We start from the raw sequence: 21962 nt of genomic DNA on the forward strand, positions 1-21962 counted from the left end.
GGAACCAACGGTCCCCTAAAAATTTCGCTTTTTAGAAAATTCTCGGCAAAAATAGTAATATTATCCAACATTAACAAATATACGCTCCTACATAAAATGCTGATTTTAAAGTAAAAAAATCATCAACCGCATTCTGTGCATAACAAATTCATTTTTACTTGCCTTTGCGTTTTATTTCCTAAAAAAAAGACTGTCATTTGCATTAGCGAAAGTTTTATAGTTTTAATCCAATTGAAAAACAGCACTGTGCAACAAGTCCAGCTTAATAAAAAGAAAATAATAAACGACCCCGTTTTCGGATTTATCAACCTCCAGTCAGACATCATATTCGATCTGCTGGAACATCCTATATTTCAACGGCTTCGCTACATCAAGCAGCTGGGATTATCGTACCTGGTATTTCCGGGAGCTAATCACACACGTTTCGAGCACGCCATTGGCACAGTACATTTAATGCGCCAGGCCATTTCGGTGCTAAAAATAAAGGGGCACGAAATTACCGAAAAAGAAGCCGAAGCTGTTACCATAGCCATTTTATTGCACGATATTGGCCATGCTCCTTTTTCGCATGTGCTGGAAAATACGCTGGTAAATATTTCGCACGAAGAAATTTCGCTGATGCTAATGCAGGAGTTAAACCAACAGTTTAACGGCAAACTTGATTTGGCCATTAAAGTTTTTACCAACAAATACAAGAAACAGTTTTTGCACCAGCTTGTTGCCAGCCAACTGGATATGGACCGACTGGATTACCTGAGCCGTGACAGTTTTTTCACCGGCGTGGTTGAAGGCACCATTGGTATCGATCGCATTATAAAAATGCTAAATGTGCACAACGACCAGCTGGTGGTTGATATAAAAGGAATTTACTCGATTGAAAAATTCCTGATCTCGCGACGACTGATGTATTGGCAGGTTTATTTGCACAAAACGGTTGTGGCTGCCGAATTCCTATTAATAAATGTGTTGAAACGTGCCCGGGAGATCATCACAAACGGTGGCGAATTGTTTGTAACCCCCACCCTGAAAATTTTCTTAACAAACAATTTCACTCCTGAAGATTTTCATGCAAACATTAAAATACAAGGAAAAAATGTACTGCAGTGGTATACGCTGCTCGACGACAACGACATTTTGATCTCCATAAAAGAATGGCAAAATCATCCTGATCCGGTTTTGTCGGAAATGGCAAAAAGTATAAGCAACCGAAAATTGCCGCGTACAAAGTTCAGCGATAAACCTATTTCCCCAACCAAAGAGCAGAAGTATTTAAAGCAAATCGGAAAACAGTTGATTTCCGATCCTGAACTGGCAAAATACTTCCTGATGACAGGTGTTATATCCAACAACGCCTACAGCAAACACTACGAGAATATTTCGGTTTTATACAAGGATGGGACAGTGAAAGAAATCAACGATGCATCGGATATAAACTTGTCTGCACTCGCCAAAACGGTGAAGAAGTATTTTGTGTGTTATCCTAAAGAATTGGACATTTACTAGTTAAAACCTATATTTGCATCGCCAAAAAAACAGATAATGGATTTTAAAGCTACGGATATCGCCTCTTTTTTGAATGGAGAAATTGTTGGTGATGGTGATGCAAGAGTATCAAATGTTTCAAAGATAGAGGACGGAAAACCAGGCACTTTGGCTTTCCTTGCCAATCCGAAATACGAGCACTACATTTATGAAACCAAAGCCTCGGTGGTATTGGTTAATAAAAGTTTTTCTCCAAAAGAAGATATTTCAGCTACCCTGATAAAGGTTGATGATGCCTACCAGGCATTTGCATCGTTACTTGATTTGTATGTACAGGCAAAAGCCAGTATGAAACAGGGAATTGAACAACCTTGCTACATTGCAGAAAGTGCAACGCGTGGTGAAGACGGTTACGTTGGAGCCTTTGCCTACATAGGCAACAATGCTAAAATCGGGAATAACGTAAAAATATACCCGCAGGTACATGTTGGCGACAATGTTAAAATTGGCGACGATTGTATTCTTTACCCGGGCGCAAAAATTTACGACGATTGTGTTATCGGAAACCGCTGTATCATTCACTCTGGTGCGGTGATAGGCTCCGATGGTTTTGGTTTTGCCCCACAGAAGGACGGGACTTACAAAAAGATCCACCAAATTGGTAACGCCGTTTTGGAAGACGATGTGGAAATTGGCGCGAACACTACTATCGACTGTGGCACAATGGAATCTACCATTATCAGAAAAGGCGTAAAACTCGACAACCTCATTCAAATCGCACATAATGTTGAAGTTGGCGAAAACACTGTTATGGCTGCACAAACCGGAGTTTCCGGATCGGCCAAAATAGGTAAAAACTGTATGTTTGGCGGCCAGGTTGGTTTGGGTGGGCACATTACTATTGGCGATAATGTTACGCTTGGTGCCCAGTCGGGCGTTGTTTCAAACCTTAAAAGTAATCAAACTCTTCTTGGCTCTCCGGCCATCGAAATCAGAACGGCCATGCGCGCCTATGTTCTTCTGAAAGACCTTCCGGAAATTCGCCGCGATGTGCTTCAATTAAAGAAAACAATCAATCCAGACAAAAAAAATTAAGAAATATTTCACTTTTCAATGGTTGTAAAACAAAAGACATTAGAAAACTCTTTTAAGATTGAGGGGAAAGGCTTGCATACCGGTGTTAATGTAACAATGAATTTTTTACCTGCACCGGAGAACCATGGTTTTAAATTTAAACGTGTTGACCTGGAACACCAGCCAATTATTGACGCTGATGTAGACCTGGTAATCGACACTTCGCGAGGAACACTGCTTGAAAAAGATGGTGCACGCATAGGAACAATCGAACATGCACTTGCCGCCTTGGTGGGAATGGATCTCGACAACGTTCTTATTGAAGTAAATAACGAAGAAGCTCCGATTATCGACGGAAGCTCGAAATATTTTGTTGAGGCCATTGAGAAAGCGGGCGTTGCTGAACAGGAAGCGGAACGCGATTATTTCGAGATCAGCGAAAAAATCGAGATGTTCGACGAAAAGTCAGGCTCGCACATCATTGCGCTACCCGACAACGACTACAGTTTAAATGTAATGATCTCGTTTCCGTCGGCAGTGCTGAACAATCAATACGCTACGCTCGAGTCAATTAAGGATTTCAAAACAGAAATAGCCGAGTGCAGAACGTTTGTTTTCCTTCGCGAGATTGAATTTCTGCTCAGCCACAACCTTATTAAAGGCGGCGATTTAAATAATGCAATTGTAATTATTGATAAAGAAGTAAGCCAGGACGAACTCGACCGTTTGGCCGATCTTACCAACCATCCGCGTGTTGAAGTAAAACCACAGGGTATTTTAAATAACCTCGACCTTCATTTCGACAACGAATGTGCTCGCCACAAATTGCTTGATGTAGTTGGCGACCTGGCTTTGCTGGGCAAGCGTATCAAAGGCAGAATTATTGCATCGAAGCCAGGACACGGGCCAAACACCATGTTTGCCGCCACCCTGAAAAAGCAGTTAAAAAAAGAGGCTGATGCGGCTCCAAAATGTAATCCGAACGACGAGCCATTAATGGACGTTAACCGAATCCGGGAGCTACTTCCGCATCGTTACCCGTTTTTATTGGTTGACAAAGTAGTTTGCATTCACGAGGATGAAATTATTGGTATTAAAAACGTTACGGTAAACGAGCCTTTCTTCCAGGGGCATTTCCCCGACGAACCGGTAATGCCGGGTGTATTACTGGTTGAAGCTATGGCCCAGTGTGGAGGATTACTCGTGTTAAGCAAGCAGGAAGGGCAATTTTCAACCTACTTTATTCGAATTGACAATGTTAAATTCAGAAAAAAAGTTGTTCCGGGCGACACACTGATTTTTAAATTAAAATTAACTTCGCCGATTAGAAGAGGAATTGCCAACATGAAAGGCACAACATATGTTGGTGATAAAATTGTTGCCGAAGGAGAATTTATGGCGCAGATTGTAAAAAAATAGAAATTAAAAGACAGTTAAAAAGTATAGAATGAAACAACCATTAGCTTATGTCCATCCCGATGCAAAAGTTGCTGATAATGTAGTTATCGAGCCTTTTGTTTCAATTGATCATGATGTTGTAATCGGTGAAGGGACAAGAATTGGTTCGAGCGTAACGATTTTACCCGGAACCCGCATTGGAAAGAATTGCAAGATTTTTCCTGGTGCTGTAATTGGTGCTGCACCTCAGGATTTAAAGTTCCAGGGCGAATATTCAACCGTTGAAATTGGCGACAACAACACCATTCGCGAGTTTGTGACTATTAACAGAGGAACCTCGGCAAAAGGAAAAACTGTTATTGGAAACAACAACCTTTTAATGGCTTATGTACACGTTGCTCACGATTGTAAAGTTGGTAATAACATTATTTTAGTGAACAATGTACAATTGGCCGGCGAGGTACAGGTTGATGACTGGGCCATCCTTGGTGGCATGTCTGCCGTTCACCAGTTTGTAAGAATCGGATCGCACGTTATGATTTCGGGCGGTTCGTTGGTTCGTAAAGACGTTCCTCCTTTTATTAAAGCAGGTCGCGAACCACTTTCATACGTTGGTATTAACTCAATTGGTTTACGCCGCCGCCAGTACAACAACGATAAAATTCGTGAAGTACAGGACATTTACCGTTACATCTACCAAAAAGGATTGAATACGGCACAGGCTGTTGAAATTATTGAGGCAGAAATGGCGGCAACTCCTGAGCGCGATGAAGTTTTACTTTTTGTAAAAGACTCGAAACGTGGTATTATCCGTGGTTATTTCCCGGATTAATTACCATTCAAAAAAATATCAATTAAAAAATGCCACCGGATTTCCGATGGCATTTTTTTATTATTGTTTATTACTATAATTTCCCGTGGTTCCAGCCCTGGGCTTCCAGCGGAATTGACGAGCCACCTGTTGTTTGCAGATTTACGCCTTCCCCCGCCTCTGTCATGTGACCGATAACAGTAAAATCAGGATCATTTTTTATTTTCTCATAATCCTCTAACGGCAGTGTAAACAACAGTTCGTAATCTTCGCCACCGTTCAAAGCTGCCACCAAAGGATTAATATTTAACTCCTCGGCCATTTGTTTGGTTTGGTAATCCATCGGTACTTTATCTTCAAACAAACTGCAACCAACGCCCGAGTTTTTGCACAAATGCATAATTTCCGACGACAAACCATCCGAAATATCGATCATCGAAGTAGGTTTTATTCCCAGTCGTTTAAATGCCGCAATAATATCGCCCCTGGCCTCGGGTTTTAACTGGCGCTCCAGAATATAATCGTAACCATCCAGTTTGGGCCGCATATTCTCGTTCACTTTAAAAACTTCATTTTCGCGCTCCAACAACTGAAGTCCCATATAGGCGCCCCCCAAATCGCCCGACACACACAAAATGTCGTTTGGTTTTGCACCGCTTCGCATTACAATATCGCCTTTTTCAGCTTCGCCAATAGCTGTAATACTCAACGTTAATCCGGTTAACGAACTGGTAGTGTCGCCACCTACCAAATCAACTTTATACTGCTCGCAGGCCAGGTGAATTCCTTCGTACAATTCCTCCAAAGCTTCTACCGAAAATTTACCGGAAACCGCCATGCTTACCGTTACCTGTTTGGGTATAGCATTCATGGCAAAAATGTCCGATAAATTCACCACCACAGCCTTGTAGCCAAGGTGCTTCAACGGAACATACATCAGGTTAAAATGAATCCCTTCAGTTAGCAGATCAGACGATACAACAACTTGTTTTTCTTTAAAATCAAGAATGGCTGCATCGTCGCCAACTCCTTTAACCGTGCTCTCGTTTTTTATCGTTATCGCTTTCGTTAACCGGTCAATTAATCCAAATTCTCCCAGCTCTGAAATATTCGTTTGTTTTCTTTCTTTATTCATTGTTAATAAAAGACAAATTGGTATGTTTTTATACACTTTTCACCTGCAAAAGTACCTATAGTTTTATATCTTTGCAATTTATACGTGAACAGGAACAAAAAAGCGTTGTTATTTAATCGAAATTGCTGTTATTTATGGCATTATGCTTCGGGAATTAAAGGAGTAGAAATACCAGCGAAAACATTCCGGCACCATAAATGAGATGAGTAGCAAGCTTTAAAAGAGACGCAAATTTTTTAATCATTCAAGAGAGAGAAAGAGAGTCAGAAAATGGAAGAACAAGATAAAATATTGAATGACGTAACGCAAGGCGAATACAAATACGGTTTTATTACCAATATTGAAACTGAAATTATCGACAAAGGCCTTAATGAAGACGTAATTCGTTTAATATCTGCCAAAAAGGAAGAACCGGAATTCATGCTGAATTTCAGGCTGGAAGCTTACCGGAAATGGCTGAAAATGAAAATGCCGAACTGGGCTTATTTAAAAGTTCCGCCCATCGATTTTCAAGCAATAAGTTATTACGCGGCCCCAAAAAAAGGCCCAAAATATGAAAGTCTGGACGAGGTTGATCCGGAACTGCTGGACACCTTTAACAAGCTGGGAATTCCGCTTGAAGAGCAGAAACAACTGGCAGGTGTTGCTGTTGATGCTGTAATCGACTCGGTTTCGGTAAAAACAACTTTCAAAGAAACGCTGGCCGAAAAAGGAATCATATTCTGTTCGTTCTCGGAAGCAGTAAAAGATCATCCTGATTTAGTAAAAAAATACCTGGGGCAAGCCGTACCTGTTGCCGACAACTATTTTGCAGCTTTGAATTCAGCTGTATTTAGCGATGGCTCGTTCTGCTACATTCCGAAAGGCGTTCGCTGCCCGATGGAATTGTCAACTTATTTCAGGATAAACGCAGCCAACACCGGGCAGTTTGAGCGTACACTTATTGTGGCCGACGACGACAGTTACGTAAGTTACCTCGAAGGTTGTACCGCACCAATGCGCGACGAAAATCAGTTGCACGCGGCAGTTGTTGAAATTATTGCACTCGATCGAGCTGAGGTAAAATATTCAACCGTACAAAACTGGTATCCCGGAGATAAAAACGGAAAAGGCGGTATTTACAACTTTGTTACAAAACGCGGCATTTGTCGTGGCGTATCGTCAAAAATCAGCTGGACACAGGTTGAAACCGGATCGGCAATCACCTGGAAATACCCAAGTTGTATTTTGATGGGCGACAATTCAATCGGTGAGTTCAACTCGGTGGCAGTTACCAACAACCATCAGCAGGCCGACACCGGATCGAAAATGATCCACATCGGGCGCAACACCAAATCAACAATTGTATCGAAAGGTATTTCGGCCGGTAAAAGTGAAAACTCGTACCGTGGTTTGGTAAAAGTAATGCCAAAAGCCACCAACTCGCGAAACTTCTCGCAGTGTGATTCGTTGCTTTTGAACGACACTTGCGGGGCGCACACTTTCCCGTACATCGAAGTGGGGAATAAATCGTCGGTTGTGGAGCACGAGGCAACAACATCGAAAATTGGTGAAGACCAGATTTTCTATTGTAACCAGCGTGGAATCGACACTGAAACTGCAATTGGAATGATTGTGAACGGTTATGCAAAAGAAGTGCTGAACAAACTTCCGATGGAATTTGCCGTTGAAGCCCAAAAGCTGCTGCAAATTAGTCTTGAAGGTAGTGTAGGATAAACAAATTTTAAATAACTCAGGGCGAGAGTTCAAGCTCTTTCCCGCAACAGTATAGGATTAAAGATGTTAAAAATTAAAGACTTATATGCTTCCGTCGAAGGAATGGAAATCCTGAAGGGAATCAATCTTGAAGTTAAACCCGGCGAAGTTCATGCGATTATGGGACCTAACGGTTCAGGAAAAAGTACACTTGCCAACGTACTTGCCGGCAAAGAAGAATATGAAGTTACACACGGAGAAGTTATTTACGAAGGGGAAGATCTTCTGGAAAAATCTCCTGAAGATCGTGCCAAGGACGGAATCTTTTTAAGTTTCCAATACCCGGTCGAAATTCCTGGCGTACCGATGGTAAACTTCCTGAAAACTTCGGTTAACGCACACCGTAAGCACAAAGGACTAAAAGAACTTACTGCCGGCGAGTTCCTGAAACTGATGCGTGAAAAAATGGATTTGGTTGATATGCATACCAAATTGACCAACCGCTCGGTAAACGAAGGATTCTCGGGTGGCGAGAAAAAGAAAAACGAGATTTTCCAGATGGCACTGCTCGAGCCGAAACTGGCAATACTTGATGAAACCGATTCAGGACTTGATATCGACGCATTAAAAACAGTGGCCAACGGAGTTAACGCGCTAAAATCGCCCGAAAGAGCAACAATTGTAGTAACCCACTACCAGCGCCTGCTCGATTATATTGTACCCGATTTTGTGCATATTCTTTACAAGGGAAAAATTGTGAAAACGGCAGGAAAAGAACTCGCTCTTCATCTGGAAGAAAAAGGGTACGACTGGATTAAATCAGAAAACGGAAATTAACATGAGCGTTTTAGTTGACAGAACAGATTTATCGCTAAAATATACCGCACATTACACCGAAGTAAAAGACGAACTTTTCGCTAACTCGTCCGATATCTTGAACGCTCAACGAAAAAAAGCGTTTCAGAACTTTGTGTTGCAGGGTATACCAACGCGAAAAAATGAAAATTACAAATACACCAACCTGAATCTGGCTTTTACGCCCGATTTTAAATTTATCCACACCAGGGAGGAAAAGAAAGCCGATATGGGCGAGGTTTTTCGTTGCGATGTTCCGCAACTGAATACGAACCTGGCACTGGTTTTTAATGGTTGGTTCTACAAAAACGAGACAGAAAAAGGAGATCTTCCCGAAGGTGTTATTCTCGACAGCCTCGACAGTATTTCGAAAGAAAGACCGGAGCTGCTGGAGAAATATGCCAGCCTGGCCAATGTTGAAGAAGACCCAATGGTAGCGCTGAACACTGCTTTTGCCAAAGATGGTTTTTTCCTTTATGTTCCGAAGAATGTAGTGGTTGAAAATCCAATTCAGATTATCAACCTGTTACAGGACGAAAAAGATACATTCGCTACTCAACGGAATTTTATTTTGGTTGAAGATGGCGCTAAAGTTCAGGTGTTGTTATGCGATCATACGCTAAACCTGAACCAGTACCTGAACAATTCGGTAACCGAAATTTTTGCCGGCAACAATGCAGAGGTGGAGTTTTACACGCTTCAAAATCAGCATAACAAAGCCACAAATATCAATTCGGTATTTATCGATCAGCAGCGCGATTCGCGTGTTACTACACACACTGCATCGCTACACGGAGGATTGATTCGGAACAACCTGAAATTTGCGTTGAACGGCGAAAATGCCGAGGCCAATATGTTTGGAATGGCCTTTATGGACAAAAATCAACATGTTGATAATTTTACCCAGGTCATTCATGCTGCACCGCACTGCGAAAGTAACCAGCTGTATAAAAACGTGCTCCACGAAAAATCATCCGGTGCTTTTGCCGGAAGAATACACGTGGTTCGCGATGCACAAAAAACAAATGCTTTCCAGCGTAACAATAATTTGTTGTTGACCGACGAAGCTACTATGCAAACAAAACCTCAGCTGATTATTGATGCTGACGATGTAAAATGTAGCCACGGTGCAACAGTTGGACAGATTGACGAAGAAGCATTGTTTTACCTGCGTGCCCGAGGAATTAACGAAGACCAGGCACGCCTGATGATGATGAATGCATTTGCCCACGAAGTGGTAAAAGAGATCAAACTGGAGCCACTGCGCGACCGTATCGACGAACTGGTTGACAAACGCCTGAAAGGTGAAGTTTCCCGTTGTCACGATTGTGCTTACCAGTGCGATTGTTAAAATACAAAACAACTTAGCAGGTGACTTGAAGTCACCTGCTAAGTCAAGTTTAATACAAACCAAACTCCCGCGCCAACTCACTATTTACCAAGTCACCATTTCTTTTCCCCAAATAATCTCTAAACGAGGAAAACTCCCAGTCATCCAATCAACTTATAGCTTTTCATTTAATACACTCAATAGATTTGAAAAATATGATCGGGCGCAAAGTTCATAGGCAAATTAAGAATCAGATAAATAGGTATGAATTAAATTTGTATTCCCTTAAAATTACAAAATCTTTTGCATCTTTGCATAACATCGACTGAGCGGATGATTCTGAGTTACCCGCTCAGTAAACAATGAATATATGAATTACGATATCGAAAAAATCAGATCATATTTCCCCATTCTTCAGCAGAAAGTTTACAATAAACCATTGGTCTATCTCGACACGGCTGCATCGGCACAAAAACCGGTTCAGGTACTTTTAAAGCTTGAGCAGCTGCACAACGATTACTATGGCAACATTCATCGGGGTGCGCACTATATGGCCGATAAAGCAACGGTTGAGTACGAAGAGGTACGCGAGAAAGTACAGCATTTTATAAACGCCGCTTCGCGAAAAGAAATAATTTTCACGAAAGGCGCCACCGAAAGTATCAACCTGGTGGCTAGTAGCTTTTGCGAAAAGTATATTTCGGAAGGCGATGAAATCATCGTTTCGGAAATGGAACACCACTCCAATATTGTTCCCTGGCAAATTGCAGCCGGAAAACGAAATGCAAAAATCGTAAAGCTTCCGTTTAACGACACCGGTTTGCTTGAGATAGAACAGTTACCCGAACTGATCACTCCGAAGACAAAACTAATTGCTATTAATCACGTTTCCAATGTATTGGGAACCATAAATCCGATTGCCGAAATTATTAAAACAGCGCACCAACACAATGTGGCTGTTTTGGTTGACGGAGCGCAGGCATCAGCACACCTGAAAATTGATGTGCAAAAATTAGATGTTGACTTTTATGCGTTCTCGGCACATAAAGTTTACGGACCAAACGGAGTGGGTGTTTTATACGGTAAAGAAAAGTGGCTGGAAGAAATGCCTCCTTATCAGGGTGGCGGACAAATGATATCGGAAGTGTCGTTCGACGGAACAACCTTTAACGATTTACCTTATAAGTTTGAAGCTGGAACTCCTAACATTTCGGGTTTGGCTGCTTTTGGGGCGGCAATTGATCTGGTAAACAAAATTGGCGTTGAAAATATTGGCCGCCACGAACACGAGCTGCTGGAATATGCTACCGAAAAACTAAAAGCCATCGATGGATTGAAAATTTACGGTGAAGCACCTCACAAATCAGGAGTGATCTGTTTTAATATCGATGGAATTCACTCGTACGATTTAGGAATGTTGATCGATAAAATGGGAATTGCCATCCGTACCGGCCATCATTGTGCCGATCCGGTTATGCAGCATTTTGGAATAACAGCCTGTGCACGCATTTCATTTGGCATGTACAACACAAAAGAAGAGATCGATATTTTTATGGAGGCGCTGAATAAAGCAATTATGATGCTCTGATTGCACAACTCTGCTAAAAAGAAAATGCCATCCGGAATGAACAAGCAACCGGATGGCATTTTTCATATTGGAAATTCCACTAAAAGTTTCCCTAGTAATTCGATTCTTTAATTTCAAAATAAGACTGTGGGTGCTGACAAGCCGGACACAATTTCGGAGCTGCGGTTCCTTCGTGAATAAAACCACAGTTACGGCATTTCCACACCACTTTATCGCCGCGCTTGAATACTTTCCCTTCTTCAAGATTGTTGTACAAGGTGCGGTAACGGTTTTCATGCGCTTCTTCAACACGGGCAATCAGTTTAAAAGCCATGGCAATTTCTTTAAAACCTTCCTCTTCTGCCACCTTGGCAAATTCAGGATAAAGTTCGGTCCACTCTTCATTTTCACCATCGGCCGATGCTTTCAGGTTTTCCATGGTAGTACCAATTTTACCTGCAGGGTAAGTGGCTGTAATTTCAACCATGTTGCCATCCTCTAAAAATTTAAAGAAACGCTTGGCATGCTCTTTTTCGTTCATTGCTGTTTCTTCAAAAAAAGCGGCTATTTGTTCCAAACCTTCTTTTTTGGCTTGCTTTGCAAAATAATCGTAACGCATACGTGCCTGAGACTCACCGGCAAATGCTTTTAATAAATTCTGTTCGGTTTTTGTACCTGCTAACTTTGTCATTTTTCTCTTGATTTTTTAGTTTTTCTGTTCGCAACCATAAAGATAATGAATTCGCCTTTTGAAACTATATATAAAGTTTGTTTTGAATTAGTCTGAATAAAAGGCATTCCATATTGTCATAAACAAGAAAATTACGATCTTTGCTAACTCTTAAAATGATATTTATGAGCATGGAAGAAATTCAACAGGAGATTATTGAGGAGTTTTCGATATACGAAGACTGGATGGACAAATATGCATACCTGATTGAATTGGGGAACGATTTGGAAGCGCTTGACGCCAAAGATAAAAACGACCAGAACATTATAAAAGGATGCCAGTCGCGGGTGTGGTTGGTAGCCGAATTGAAAGATGGTAAAGTCTATTTCAAAGGCGAGAGCGATGCAGTTATCGTTAAAGGTTTGGTGGCGCTGCTGCTACGCGTTGTTTCGGGCCGTACACCAAAAGAGCTGCTTGAAACAGAGCTGCACTTTATCGATGATCTTGGGCTAAAACAACACCTGTCGCCAACCCGTTCAAACGGTTTGCTTGCCATGGTAAAACAAATTCGTTTATACGCTGTTGCTTATAGCAAGATTGCAGGATAAGGAGGTACAAAATGGACAAAAGAATAGATTTAATAATAAATAACCTGAAAGAGGTTTACGACCCGGAGATTCCGGTTAACGTTTACGACCTGGGCCTGATTTACAATGTTGATATTGATGAAAACAACCAGGCGAATATTTTAATGACACTAACTGCACCGGGCTGTCCGGTGGTTGATGTGTTGGTTGACGATATTACCCAGGCCGCCCAATCGGTTGAAGGTGTAGAAAAAGTTGATGTAGAATTAACCTTCGAACCGCCGTGGGATAAATCGATGATGAGCGAAGAAGCCCGGCTTGAACTCGGATTCTTTTAACGATACAAGGGTTGTATTATTCGTATTACAACCCTTTCTTGTCCGTTTAAAATAGCTATTTTTGCATATTTAATCTATTTTAATTTGATTTTCTATGTATAATTAGCTATCTTCGAAAAAAGGAAGAACTTCAATGGTGAATATTTCAACATATCCGAATATACCAATCGAAACACCGGTTGTACGCGAGTTGATTGGTGAATACCAAGCGCCAAACAGCAAAATAAGCAGCATGGAGAAAGCCGGCGACATTATCCGCCTAAAACGTGGATTATACATTGCCAATCCCCAACTCAACAACAAAGAAATATCACGAGAACTGGTTGCCAACAACCTTTATGGCCCGTCGTATGTAACTTGCGAAAGTGCACTTGCCTATCACGGGCTCACTCCCGAAAGGGTAAATACCATGGTTTCAGCAACCTTAAAAAGAGCTAAAAACTATTCTACTCCACTCGGCATATTTGAATATATAACGGTGCCAGAAGCCTATTTTTCTATCGGAATCAATCAGGTGATAGCCAACGAGGAATATGCATTTTTAATTGCATCGCCCGAGAAAGCGCTGTGCGATTTAATAATTACCACATCGGGTTTACGCTTTCAATCGGTAAAAGCGGCCCGCGAATATTTACTTTATGATTTGCGCATTGATATTAATGAGCGAACCAACTGGAATGTGGAAATTATTACCGATTGTATGCAGTACAACAGAAAAAGACGGGAATTAAACTTTTTGAAAAGAGCTTTGACAAATGACTGATATTTTTAATCAAATGTTGTCGCGTTATTCTATAAAAACGCAGGATGACAGGCTCAATGCCTTGCATGAAACGATGCAACAGGTATGCCTGGCAGGTTTAAATCGGGCTGGGTTCTTTGAAGATGCAGCTTTTTACGGAGGCACTTGCCTCCGTATTTTCCATAAACTACCACGCTTTTCAGAAGACATGGATTTTTCGCTACTGAAAGCAAGGCCCGATTTTTCGATCGAAAATTACTTTGAAGCCATTCAAACTGAATTTTCGGCTGTTGGGAGAACAATAAACATTGAAAAAAAAGAGAAAAAACAAGCTACAGCTATTGAATCGGCGTTCCTAAAAGACAATACCGACATTGTTAATATTCGCTTTAACACAAGCCCCACTGTTAAAATTAAAATTGAAGTGTATAAAAATCCTCCTCAAAACTTTAGCACCGAATACAAACTACTTTTGCTCCCCTTTTCGTTTATGACACGCTGTTACACCCTGCCCTCGTTGTTTGCCGGAAAAATGCATGCGCTGCTTTTCCGCAAATGGAGAAACCGCGTTAAAGGAAGAGACTGGTACGACTTTGAATGGTACATTCGCAATAATATTCCGCTCAATTTTGAACATTTTAAAGCACGCGCCATTCAAAGCGAAGGAGCAGAATTTGAAGATTTAACACATGACCAACTTATTGATTTGCTTAAAAATAAATTTACAACAACAAAAACAGAACAAGTTATTGAAGACGTTCGCCGCTTTGTTACCAATCCACAAAGCATGGAAATTTGGTCTACTGAATATTTTTCTCAGCTGCTTGATTTTCTGCAATTTGAAAAATAAAAAACCGCTTAGGAATATCCCAAACGGCTTTTCTATATCATTTTGCAATAAATGGTTATTCAATCTTCATCGGCTTGTCTACTTTAGCCTTTAACAGTGCAATATCCAACACATCCATAATGGTATTTACAAAGTGGAATTTCAACCCTTTAATGTAAGCCTCCTTAATATCCTCAAGATTTTTCTTGTTCTGCTCCGAAAGAATGATTTCAGTAATTCCGGCACGTTTGGCAGCAAGAATCTTCTCTTTAATACCACCAACCGGAAGTACTTTACCGCGTAATGTGATCTCACCCGTCATTGCCAGGTTTTTCTTCACTTTACGTTGTGTAAATGCCGATGCCAGCGATGTTACCATCGTAACTCCTGCCGACGGACCATCTTTAGGAATAGCGCCCTCAGGAACGTGAACGTGTACATTCCATTTTTCAAAAACGTCAGGATTTACCTCCAGCTCATCAGCATGCGATTTCAGGTATTCGTGTGCCAGCATCGCCGACTCTTTCATTACATCGCCCAGGTTTCCGGTAAGCGTTAAAGCTCCTTTTCCTTTGCTGAGGCTGGTTTCCACAAACAGAATTTCGCCACCAACGGCAGTCCAGGCCAATCCGGTAACTACTCCGGCAAATTCGTTGCCCTGGTATTTTTCTTTCGAATACTCGGTTACACCAAGGTATTCGCGTACGTCGGCTTTCGTGAGTTTTTTATTGTACGATTCCTCGAAAGCAATTTTTTTAGCGATACGACGAATCAGTTTTGCCAGCTTTTTATCCAGCTCTCGCACCCCACTCTCGCGGGTGTAACCATCGATTATCAGCTCAATAATATCTTTCGGAAAAGTGATATCCGATTTCTTTAAACCATGGTTTTCCAACTGTTTTGGAATCAGGTGTCGTTTCGCAATCTCCACCTTTTCCTCTAACAAGTACCCGCTTACTTCAATCAGTTCCAAACGGTCGCGCAACGGCGGTGCAATAGTACTCAACGAGTTGGCCGTAGCTATAAACATCACTTTCGACAAATCGTAATCGTGCTCAATATAGTTATCATGGAATTCTCCGTTTTGCTCCGGATCAAGTACTTCAAGCAGTGCCGAAGCAGGGTCACCATGAAAATGTTTCGACACCTTATCAATCTCATCCAGAATAAACACCGGGTTCGATGATTTTGACTTTTTAATATTCTGAATGATACGTCCCGGCATTGCACCGATGTAAGTTTTACGGTGTCCGCGAATCTCCGACTCGTCGTGTAAACCGCCCAAACTCATTCGGGCATATTTGCGGCCAAGGGCGCGGGCTACCGATTTCCCCAACGATGTTTTTCCAACTCCCGGAGGGCCATATAAACACAGGATCGGCGCTTTCATATCATTTTTCAATTTCAACACAGCCAGGTGCTCCAGCATACGTTCCTTCACTTTTTCCAGTCCGTAGTGGTCTTCGTCCAGCACTTTGCTGGCATGTTTCAAATCAAAATTATCTTTGGTGTATTCGTTCCAGGGCAAATCAAGCAAAGTCTGGCAGAACGTAAACTGCACCGAATATTCTCCGGCTGCCGGATTCAATCGGCCCAGCTTTTCCACCTCGCGATGAAAAAATTCGTCAACATCTTCGTTCCACTTTTTCTCTTTCGCCTTTTCTTTTAGCGCATTAATCTCCTGCTCCACCGGATTTCCGCCCAGCTCATCCTGAATGGTTTTCATTTGCTGGTTTAACATGAACTCGCGCTGTTGCTTGTCCATATCGGTTTTCACCTTTTTCTGAATATCCTGTTTTAACTCCAGCATCTGCACTTCTTTCACCAAAAAACTAATGGCTTGCACACCACGGTCTTTCAGGCTTTCAATTTCCAGCAGCTTTTGTTTGTCATCAACATTAATGTCGGTATTCGAACAAATAAAATTGATCAGGAAAGTAGAGTTCTCAATATTCTTAACCGCAAAAGTGGCTTCGGGCGGCACATTGGCCGAAAACTGCGCAACCTTAATCGACAGGTCTTTCAGCGAACCAACAATGGCATTGAATTCATTGTCATCTTTTGATGTGACATCGGCCAACGGTTCTACGGATGCTTTAAAATAGGGCTCTTCGCTAACCATCTCGTTTATTCGAAAGCGGCGTTTCCCCTGAATGATTACAGAAGTTGATCCGTCGGGCATTTCCAGCACCTTCATAATTTCGGCCACCGTGCCAATTTCGTACAAATCGCCTGCTTCGGGCTTGTCAACCGTATAATCCTTTTGCGCAACGGTACCCAACAATTTGCTTCCCTGGTTTACATCGCGAATAAGCTTTAACGATCGCTCGCGGCCAACGGTAATTGGCAAAACCACACCCGGAAACAATACAGTGTTTCGCAGCGGTAAAATTGGCAGAACCGATGGCACTTCCACATTCTTTAAATCCTTGTCATCGCCATCGGCAATAATTGGTAGAAAGTCTGATTCGCCATCCATCATTCCCGATCCGTATATTGTTTGAAAAGCTGTATTTCTATATTTACCCATATTTCTTATTTATTATAATGACATTCTGTCGCTAAACCGACAGAACAGGCAAAAGATTGCCGGTTTTATGTGCAGGCTACAATAACGCAATTGCCATGCCATTTAAACAGACTGCATACATTGTCGGATTGTTCACCGGAATTGGGGAATTAACCCGACAAAATTGCACTAATGAGTTTGAAGGAACGACATTTCTGAACGTTCAGAAATAAAAAAAGCACTCATCTATCCGACGAATGCTTTTCCTATTATTTGTAAGAAATATTATTTCTTTCTGTTTTCCATGTGTTTACCGTAACGACTCATGAATTTATCAACACGTCCTGCAGTATCCACAAGTTTAGTTTTACCAGTGTAAAACGGGTGCGAAGTGTTAGAAATCTCCAGTTTGTAAACCGGGTATTCAACACCGTCGATAGTCTCAGTCTCTTTTGTATCAACAGTAGAGCGGGTAATAAAAGTATGTCCGTTCGACATATCTTTAAATGCTACCAATCTGTATTCCGATGGATGAATGTCTTTTTTCATTTTTGCTTTATTTTTTATTGAATGGTTACACTCTCTTGTGCAATCCATTCGAAAATTTATATTTCTACTCTAATTTTCGGGCTGCAAAGATATATATTGTTTGCAACTTTCCAAAAACTTATTTCATTTATTTGCTTATCAAACAAGTTGTTAAAACTATGAAATCAATGGTGCTTTTGTCACCTTCTTACTCCGATCGAACATATACCGCATGGTATAATGCGTTTTGGCTTTTTTAGCGCCTGTTGCCTCGTAAATAGCAATAATTTTCGGGTTAAAATCGCCGGCCCACGACAACTCAACTTCTGTGTAATGCCTATGTGATTTCTGTTTCATTATTTGCTCCTGGTGCCAGAAAATTCCAGACTCGATTCCTGCACGCTGGTATTTTGGATCAACCCCCATCAGGAAAATTCGGGTTCGGTTCATCACCTTTTTCTTTTTGTAATAAAAGAACTTCAGAATACCGGCCAGATTGAGCTTTCCGTTCAATTTTATCAGAATCTGGTTGATGTCAGGTATCATGACAAACATAGCAATAGGCTTATCTTCGGCATACGCAAACCAGATCATTTCCGGATCGAGAATTGCTTTCGACTCGGTAAGAAAATCATACAAATCATCTGGATCGAGCGGTTTATAATGCTCGTGGAACGACCACGCCGCGTCGTAAATCGTACAAAAGTCTTTTACAAATTTATCGGTTTGTTTAAAATCGAAATGTTTGAACTGATATTGCGGTTTTTTAGCCACCCAGCCCGCAATTTTCCAGAAACGTTCGGGAAACGGCACCGTGTAATCAAGATGGAAACAATATTGCTCGAAATACACTTCGAATCCAAAACCCCGAAACAGTTTTTCGTAATATTTTGGATTGTAAGGCATGCCAAAACCCTGCGGCATAAAACCATCAACCAGCAGTCCCCAGTTTACGTAGTTTTCGCCAAAGTTAATCGGGCCATCCATAGCTTCCATGCCATTTTCTTTGTTCCAGTCGGCAGCGGCTTTAAAAAGTTTATTGGCTGCTTCCTCATCGTCGATGCACTCAAAAAAACCACAGCCTCCGGTCGGTTGCTCGTAAGTTTTTGCCAGGGTGAAATTGATAAATGCAGCAATCCGGCCAATCAGCTTGCCACTATCGTCAAGCAAAATCCAACGAATAGCTTTTCCATTCCGAAAAGTTTTGTTCTTTTTCGGATCAAAAATTCCTTCAACCATTCCCTGCAAAGGAGCGGCCCAGTTCGGATCATTTTTGTAAATGATGTGCGGTACCTGGTGAAACTGTTTCTTTGTCTTTTTGTCTACGACTTCTAGTAGCTGCATCTCTCAAATTTGTGGCAATATTAGTTTAAAAAACTACAAATTGTACCAATTTTATTCAATAATCGGTGCCCGTACAAATTCTTTCTCCCGATCGAATAAATAACGCAGTGTACAGTGCGTTTGTGTGCGGTCGGCACCAAACGATTTAAACATGGCATTCATCTTGGGGTTAAAGTCTCCGATCCAGCTCATTTCCATATCGTTGTACCATTTTTTGCGCAACATTACTTTCTTCAGATGATGAAAAATTGCCGATTCAATTCCCTTGCCCTGGTAGCCGGGAACTACACCCAAAACAATAACCCGGCACCGCGTTATTGATTTCCGCTTTTTTAAATACAGCAAACGAAGTGCCTGCCATAAATTCAATTTCCCGGTTTTTATTTTTTGTATAATCTGATTCAAATCAAGTATTTGCATAAAAAAGGCTATGGGTTTTCCGTTGTGGTAAGCATACCAGATAAATTCCTCATCGAGAATGATTTTTGCACCCGCCAAAAGATCTTTCAGCAACTGAAACTTAATCGGCTTGTAATTACTATGATTGCCCCATGCTTTTTCATGAATTTCGATAAAATCGCGAATAAACTTGTCCTGGTTTTTAAACGAAAAATGCTCAAACGAATAACCGGGCTTTTCAGCCACCCATTTTGCGATTTTCCAAAACCGATCAGGCAAATCGGGATTGGTAATGTCGAGCGAATAACTGTATTGTTCGTAGTAGGTTTTAAAACCATAGGCAGCAAATAAATCGTTGTAGTACGGCGGATTGTAGTTCATGCCAAAGGTTTGCGGCCGAAATCCGTCTTTTAGCAATCCCCAGAAAAAGAAATTCTCGTCGAAATTTACCGGCCCATCCATGGCCTCCATGCCTTTTCCTTTCAGCCAATCGCGCGCAGTATCAAACAACAGAAATGCTGCTTCTTCATCATTTACACACTCGAAAAAACCACAACATCCTGTAGGCTGATCGTAGCCCGAAGAATAATCATCGTCGTAAAATGCAGCAATCCTACCAATTAGTTTCCCCTTGTTTTTTACGACCCAACGTTGGGCATCGCCTTTTCGGAAACGGCCGTTTTTCCGCGGATCGAACGTATTTTCGATCATCACCCGAAGCTGCGAAATCCAATTGCGATCGTTCTTGTAAATTATTTCCGGTACTTTATGAAAATCATCTACCAGGCGTTTACCGGTAACCTGAATAAGCTCCATGCCTCTCTGGTTTTTGATTGAATAAAGTTCGAAAATAACACTTCGTCTGTAATAATAAAAAAAGGACTTATCCTTTCAGTTGGATAAGTCCCTTTTCTTAAAATTGAATTGAGGTATTTTATATTATTCAATTATTAATCGCGACTGGCCAGTTTTGATAACAGACGCAAAATCTCAAGGTACAACCAGATTAGTGTTACCATTAATCCGAAAGCCCCGTACCACTCCATATATTTTGGAGCGCCTGACTCTGCTGCCCGCTCGATAAACGAAAAATCGAGCACCAGATTTAATGCTGCAATGGCAACAACAACCAGGCTAATTCCGATGCTGAGGTTTGAATTACCGTATAAAAACGACATTTCGGCGCCAAACATTCCGGCAATAAAACTAACAAAATAAACCAGCGCAATACCGGCTGTAGCTGCAACAACTCCCAGCATAAATTTTTGTGTTACCTTAATAATTCCCGAGCGATACAAGAACAACATTACCATAAAAACGGCCAGTGTAAGCATTACGGCACGCAAAACAATATTGGAATATTGTGCCTCAAATATGGCTGATATTCCGCCAAGGAACATCCCTTCGAAAACAGCATAAATTGGTGCTGAAATTCCCGAACTCTGTGGTCGAAAAACCGTCACCAGAACCGTAATAAAACCACCGATTCCGCCAATTGCCAGCCACGGCCCAACGGCTGCCAAACCGCCTTCGATGGTTGTAGCGCCGGCATCAAAAAACTTATTCCAGGTAAAAACCGCACCGGCAATTACCAGCAATAGCATTAATGCGGTTTTATTCACGGTGCCGTTTACAGTCATCACATCCGACTGAATGGTATAATCTCTGCTAAAAGCTTTTTCTTTTAAAACAGGATTTGAAGATTTTGAAAGATTCATCATTTTCTTAAAATTAAACGTTCAATGCCCGGTTATTTTAGATTTTACCGAGACGTGACAACAATAACAAAGAACCTGCCACGAAGTTTCGTTATGACAGCTTTGCAGTTAAAGAAGGTTAATTGTCATAATAATGCCTTGCGAATATCAAGCATCCAGTATCAAGTATCCAGTATCCAGTTGAACGAAGTGAAATCCCGACCGATAGCGCCGGGGCATCCAATATCCAGTATCAACTGCCCCAACCTATTCTTTAAATTGTTCCTGAAAATACTCACTGTTTAATTCTTCGAACAAACTCTCGCCAAGCTTCACCGCATTTTCCGATTCGCTCAGCTGGAATGCTTTTGCCAGCTCGATGCATTGTTCGTTCAGAAATTTCGAGCGGTTTCCCATACCAATTACCGAACGATAAATTGGGGTATATAATTTTTTGTCTTTTGCCAGGGTTGTCAGCTCCTCGAAAAAAGGTTCGAACATCTCGTCGATGGCATTTTTGTCGGCAATTGCCAGCCGGCCAATCAAGTGAACGCCGGTAAAACGCACCAAATGTTTTTTGCCGCGACACCACTCCAGTGCTTTTACAAAAGCAAATTTACTTTTCACCCATAAATTGGTTGAGGCTTGTTCTGCGATTTCTATATTCTCGAAACTTTTGGTCCAGAAATCCATCTGTTCTTCGGTTACCGCTTCCGGATCATCAATCAGTGTTGCCAGAATCATGGTTTCGCGCCACTGTTTGTTCCAGAGTTTAAGCGCCAGCAAATGATCGGCATCGTACGATTGGGCAATTTCGCGCAAATCGAGTAACGACACGCCCCAATTCATTTTGTAAGAAATCCCTCGTTCGTTCATTGCATCAGAAACTTCGCCACTTTGACGCAAACGAATTACTTTTATCAGCTGCTGAAATTTCTTTTCCGTTTCCTGGTTATCGAGAATAAAATCCAT

General features: G+C 41.5%; 20 protein-coding genes. 12 read left to right on the forward strand and 8 right to left on the reverse strand.

All coding sequences use genetic code 11. The features are described 5' to 3' along the window. The first annotated feature begins 246 nt into the window (after positions 1 to 246). From BMW53_RS17070 to lpxA, 4 genes are read left to right on the forward strand one after another with little or no spacing between them, the layout of a single operon-like run. Entirely contained in the window at positions 247 to 1503 is a 1257-nt protein-coding gene (locus BMW53_RS17070; protein WP_038563908.1) for an HD domain-containing protein, read from the forward strand. 36 nt (positions 1504 to 1539) lie between these two features. Next, on the forward strand, positions 1540 to 2577 hold the full coding sequence (lpxD, locus tag BMW53_RS17075; RefSeq protein WP_038556367.1) for a UDP-3-O-(3-hydroxymyristoyl)glucosamine N-acyltransferase: 1038 nt from the start codon (positions 1540 to 1542) through the stop codon (positions 2575 to 2577). Between the two features lie 18 nt (positions 2578 to 2595). Further along, entirely contained in the window at positions 2596 to 3975 is a 1380-nt protein-coding gene (locus BMW53_RS17080; RefSeq protein ID WP_038556369.1) for a bifunctional UDP-3-O-[3-hydroxymyristoyl] N-acetylglucosamine deacetylase/3-hydroxyacyl-ACP dehydratase, read from the forward strand. A gap of 28 nt (positions 3976 to 4003) precedes the next feature. Continuing rightward, entirely contained in the window at positions 4004 to 4786 is a 783-nt protein-coding gene (lpxA, locus tag BMW53_RS17085) for an acyl-ACP--UDP-N-acetylglucosamine O-acyltransferase (RefSeq protein WP_038556371.1), read from the forward strand. Positions 4787 to 4859: 73 nt separating this feature from the next. Here lpxA and thiL read toward each other — a convergent pair whose 3' ends face one another. Then, positions 4860 to 5900, reverse strand: a complete 1041-nt coding sequence (gene thiL, locus BMW53_RS17090; protein ID WP_038556373.1) for a thiamine-phosphate kinase — start codon at positions 5898 to 5900, stop codon at positions 4860 to 4862. A 270-nt stretch (positions 5901 to 6170) separates the two neighbouring features. Here thiL and sufB point away from each other — a divergent pair, with 270 nt between their 5' ends. The 4 genes from sufB to BMW53_RS17110 all read left to right on the forward strand — a co-directional run bounded on the left by sufB (position 6171) and on the right by BMW53_RS17110 (position 11368). After that, positions 6171 to 7616 (forward strand): Fe-S cluster assembly protein SufB, encoded by a 1446-nt coding sequence (gene sufB / locus BMW53_RS17095; RefSeq protein ID WP_038556375.1) that lies wholly within the window; start codon positions 6171 to 6173, stop codon positions 7614 to 7616. A gap of 63 nt (positions 7617 to 7679) precedes the next feature. Next, entirely contained in the window at positions 7680 to 8432 is a 753-nt protein-coding gene (sufC, locus tag BMW53_RS17100) for a Fe-S cluster assembly ATPase SufC (protein ID WP_038556377.1), read from the forward strand. Between the two features lies 1 nt (position 8433). Next, positions 8434 to 9801 carry a Fe-S cluster assembly protein SufD gene (gene sufD, locus BMW53_RS17105; protein WP_038556379.1) on the forward strand — a complete coding sequence of 456 codons (1368 nt, stop codon included), beginning with the start codon at positions 8434 to 8436 and terminating at the stop codon, positions 9799 to 9801. A gap of 349 nt (positions 9802 to 10150) precedes the next feature. Next, on the forward strand, positions 10151 to 11368 hold the full coding sequence (locus tag BMW53_RS17110) for an aminotransferase class V-fold PLP-dependent enzyme (RefSeq protein ID WP_038556381.1): 1218 nt from the start codon (positions 10151 to 10153) through the stop codon (positions 11366 to 11368). 91 nt (positions 11369 to 11459) lie between these two features. Here BMW53_RS17110 and rbr read toward each other — a convergent pair whose 3' ends face one another. Beyond that, the gene (rbr, locus tag BMW53_RS17115; protein ID WP_074781045.1) at positions 11460 to 12038 is read right to left on the reverse strand and encodes a rubrerythrin; all 579 of its coding nucleotides are present in this window, start codon (positions 12036 to 12038) and stop codon (positions 11460 to 11462) included. Between the two features lie 164 nt (positions 12039 to 12202). On the opposite strand from rbr, the gene BMW53_RS17120 reads away from it, so the two are divergent. The 4 genes from BMW53_RS17120 to BMW53_RS17135 all read left to right on the forward strand — a co-directional run bounded on the left by BMW53_RS17120 (position 12203) and on the right by BMW53_RS17135 (position 14534). Then, positions 12203 to 12625: a SufE family protein gene (locus BMW53_RS17120; protein WP_038556383.1), complete on the forward strand. Its 423-nt coding sequence runs from the start codon at positions 12203 to 12205 to the stop codon at positions 12623 to 12625. Between the two features lie 11 nt (positions 12626 to 12636). Continuing rightward, complete coding sequence (locus BMW53_RS17125; RefSeq protein ID WP_038556385.1) at positions 12637 to 12942, forward strand: metal-sulfur cluster assembly factor; 306 nt, start codon at positions 12637 to 12639, stop codon at positions 12940 to 12942. A 133-nt stretch (positions 12943 to 13075) separates the two neighbouring features. Then, positions 13076 to 13705, forward strand: coding sequence for a type IV toxin-antitoxin system AbiEi family antitoxin domain-containing protein (locus BMW53_RS17130; protein ID WP_051567621.1), 630 nt, complete (start codon positions 13076 to 13078; stop codon positions 13703 to 13705). After that, positions 13698 to 14534 carry a nucleotidyl transferase AbiEii/AbiGii toxin family protein gene (locus BMW53_RS17135; protein WP_038556387.1) on the forward strand — a complete coding sequence of 279 codons (837 nt, stop codon included), beginning with the start codon at positions 13698 to 13700 and terminating at the stop codon, positions 14532 to 14534. The genes BMW53_RS17130 and BMW53_RS17135 overlap by 8 nt, the downstream gene beginning before the upstream one ends. A gap of 55 nt (positions 14535 to 14589) precedes the next feature. Here BMW53_RS17135 and lon read toward each other — a convergent pair whose 3' ends face one another. The 6 genes from lon to BMW53_RS17165 all read right to left on the reverse strand — a co-directional run bounded on the left by lon (position 14590) and on the right by BMW53_RS17165 (position 21962). Further along, positions 14590 to 17043, reverse strand: coding sequence for an endopeptidase La (gene lon, locus BMW53_RS17140; RefSeq protein WP_038556389.1), 2454 nt, complete (start codon positions 17041 to 17043; stop codon positions 14590 to 14592). Positions 17044 to 17307: 264 nt separating this feature from the next. Then, the gene (locus tag BMW53_RS17145; protein WP_038563913.1) at positions 17308 to 17571 is read right to left on the reverse strand and encodes a type B 50S ribosomal protein L31; all 264 of its coding nucleotides are present in this window, start codon (positions 17569 to 17571) and stop codon (positions 17308 to 17310) included. A gap of 156 nt (positions 17572 to 17727) precedes the next feature. Further along, entirely contained in the window at positions 17728 to 18894 is a 1167-nt protein-coding gene (locus BMW53_RS17150; protein WP_038556391.1) for a hypothetical protein, read from the reverse strand. 51 nt (positions 18895 to 18945) lie between these two features. Further along, a complete protein-coding gene (locus BMW53_RS17155; protein ID WP_038556393.1) occupies positions 18946 to 20109 on the reverse strand; it encodes a GNAT family N-acetyltransferase in 1164 nt (387 codons plus the stop codon). A 134-nt stretch (positions 20110 to 20243) separates the two neighbouring features. Continuing rightward, complete coding sequence (locus BMW53_RS17160) at positions 20244 to 21014, reverse strand: Bax inhibitor-1/YccA family protein (RefSeq protein ID WP_038556395.1); 771 nt, start codon at positions 21012 to 21014, stop codon at positions 20244 to 20246. A 243-nt stretch (positions 21015 to 21257) separates the two neighbouring features. Continuing rightward, positions 21258 to 21962: a DNA alkylation repair protein gene (locus BMW53_RS17165; RefSeq protein ID WP_038556397.1), complete on the reverse strand. Its 705-nt coding sequence runs from the start codon at positions 21960 to 21962 to the stop codon at positions 21258 to 21260.

The sequence above is a fragment of the Draconibacterium orientale genome (genome assembly GCF_900111425.1).
GTDB lineage: Bacteria > Bacteroidota > Bacteroidia > Bacteroidales > Prolixibacteraceae > Draconibacterium > Draconibacterium orientale.

Coding starts and splice junctions, on each gene's coding strand:
- sufD (WP_038556379.1), top strand. CDS start 8,434: ATGAGCGTTTTAGTTGACAGAACAGATTTATCGCTAAAATATACCGCA.
- BMW53_RS17160 (WP_038556395.1), bottom strand. CDS start 21,014: ATGATGAATCTTTCAAAATCTTCAAATCCTGTTTTAAAAGAAAAAGCT.
- BMW53_RS17120 (WP_038556383.1), top strand. CDS start 12,203: ATGAGCATGGAAGAAATTCAACAGGAGATTATTGAGGAGTTTTCGATA.
- BMW53_RS17150 (WP_038556391.1), bottom strand. CDS start 18,894: ATGCAGCTACTAGAAGTCGTAGACAAAAAGACAAAGAAACAGTTTCAC.
- BMW53_RS17110 (WP_038556381.1), top strand. CDS start 10,151: ATGAATTACGATATCGAAAAAATCAGATCATATTTCCCCATTCTTCAG.
- BMW53_RS17125 (WP_038556385.1), top strand. CDS start 12,637: ATGGACAAAAGAATAGATTTAATAATAAATAACCTGAAAGAGGTTTAC.
- BMW53_RS17080 (WP_038556369.1), top strand. CDS start 2,596: ATGGTTGTAAAACAAAAGACATTAGAAAACTCTTTTAAGATTGAGGGG.
- sufB (WP_038556375.1), top strand. CDS start 6,171: ATGGAAGAACAAGATAAAATATTGAATGACGTAACGCAAGGCGAATAC.
- rbr (WP_074781045.1), bottom strand. CDS start 12,038: ATGACAAAGTTAGCAGGTACAAAAACCGAACAGAATTTATTAAAAGCA.
- BMW53_RS17135 (WP_038556387.1), top strand. CDS start 13,698: ATGACTGATATTTTTAATCAAATGTTGTCGCGTTATTCTATAAAAACG.
- lon (WP_038556389.1), bottom strand. CDS start 17,043: ATGGGTAAATATAGAAATACAGCTTTTCAAACAATATACGGATCGGGA.
- BMW53_RS17130 (WP_051567621.1), top strand. CDS start 13,076: ATGGTGAATATTTCAACATATCCGAATATACCAATCGAAACACCGGTT.
- lpxA (WP_038556371.1), top strand. CDS start 4,004: ATGAAACAACCATTAGCTTATGTCCATCCCGATGCAAAAGTTGCTGAT.
- BMW53_RS17155 (WP_038556393.1), bottom strand. CDS start 20,109: ATGGAGCTTATTCAGGTTACCGGTAAACGCCTGGTAGATGATTTTCAT.
- BMW53_RS17145 (WP_038563913.1), bottom strand. CDS start 17,571: ATGAAAAAAGACATTCATCCATCGGAATACAGATTGGTAGCATTTAAA.
- BMW53_RS17165 (WP_038556397.1), bottom strand. CDS start 21,962: ATGGATTTTATTCTCGATAACCAGGAAACGGAAAAGAAATTTCAGCAG.
- lpxD (WP_038556367.1), top strand. CDS start 1,540: ATGGATTTTAAAGCTACGGATATCGCCTCTTTTTTGAATGGAGAAATT.
- sufC (WP_038556377.1), top strand. CDS start 7,680: ATGTTAAAAATTAAAGACTTATATGCTTCCGTCGAAGGAATGGAAATC.
- thiL (WP_038556373.1), bottom strand. CDS start 5,900: ATGAATAAAGAAAGAAAACAAACGAATATTTCAGAGCTGGGAGAATTT.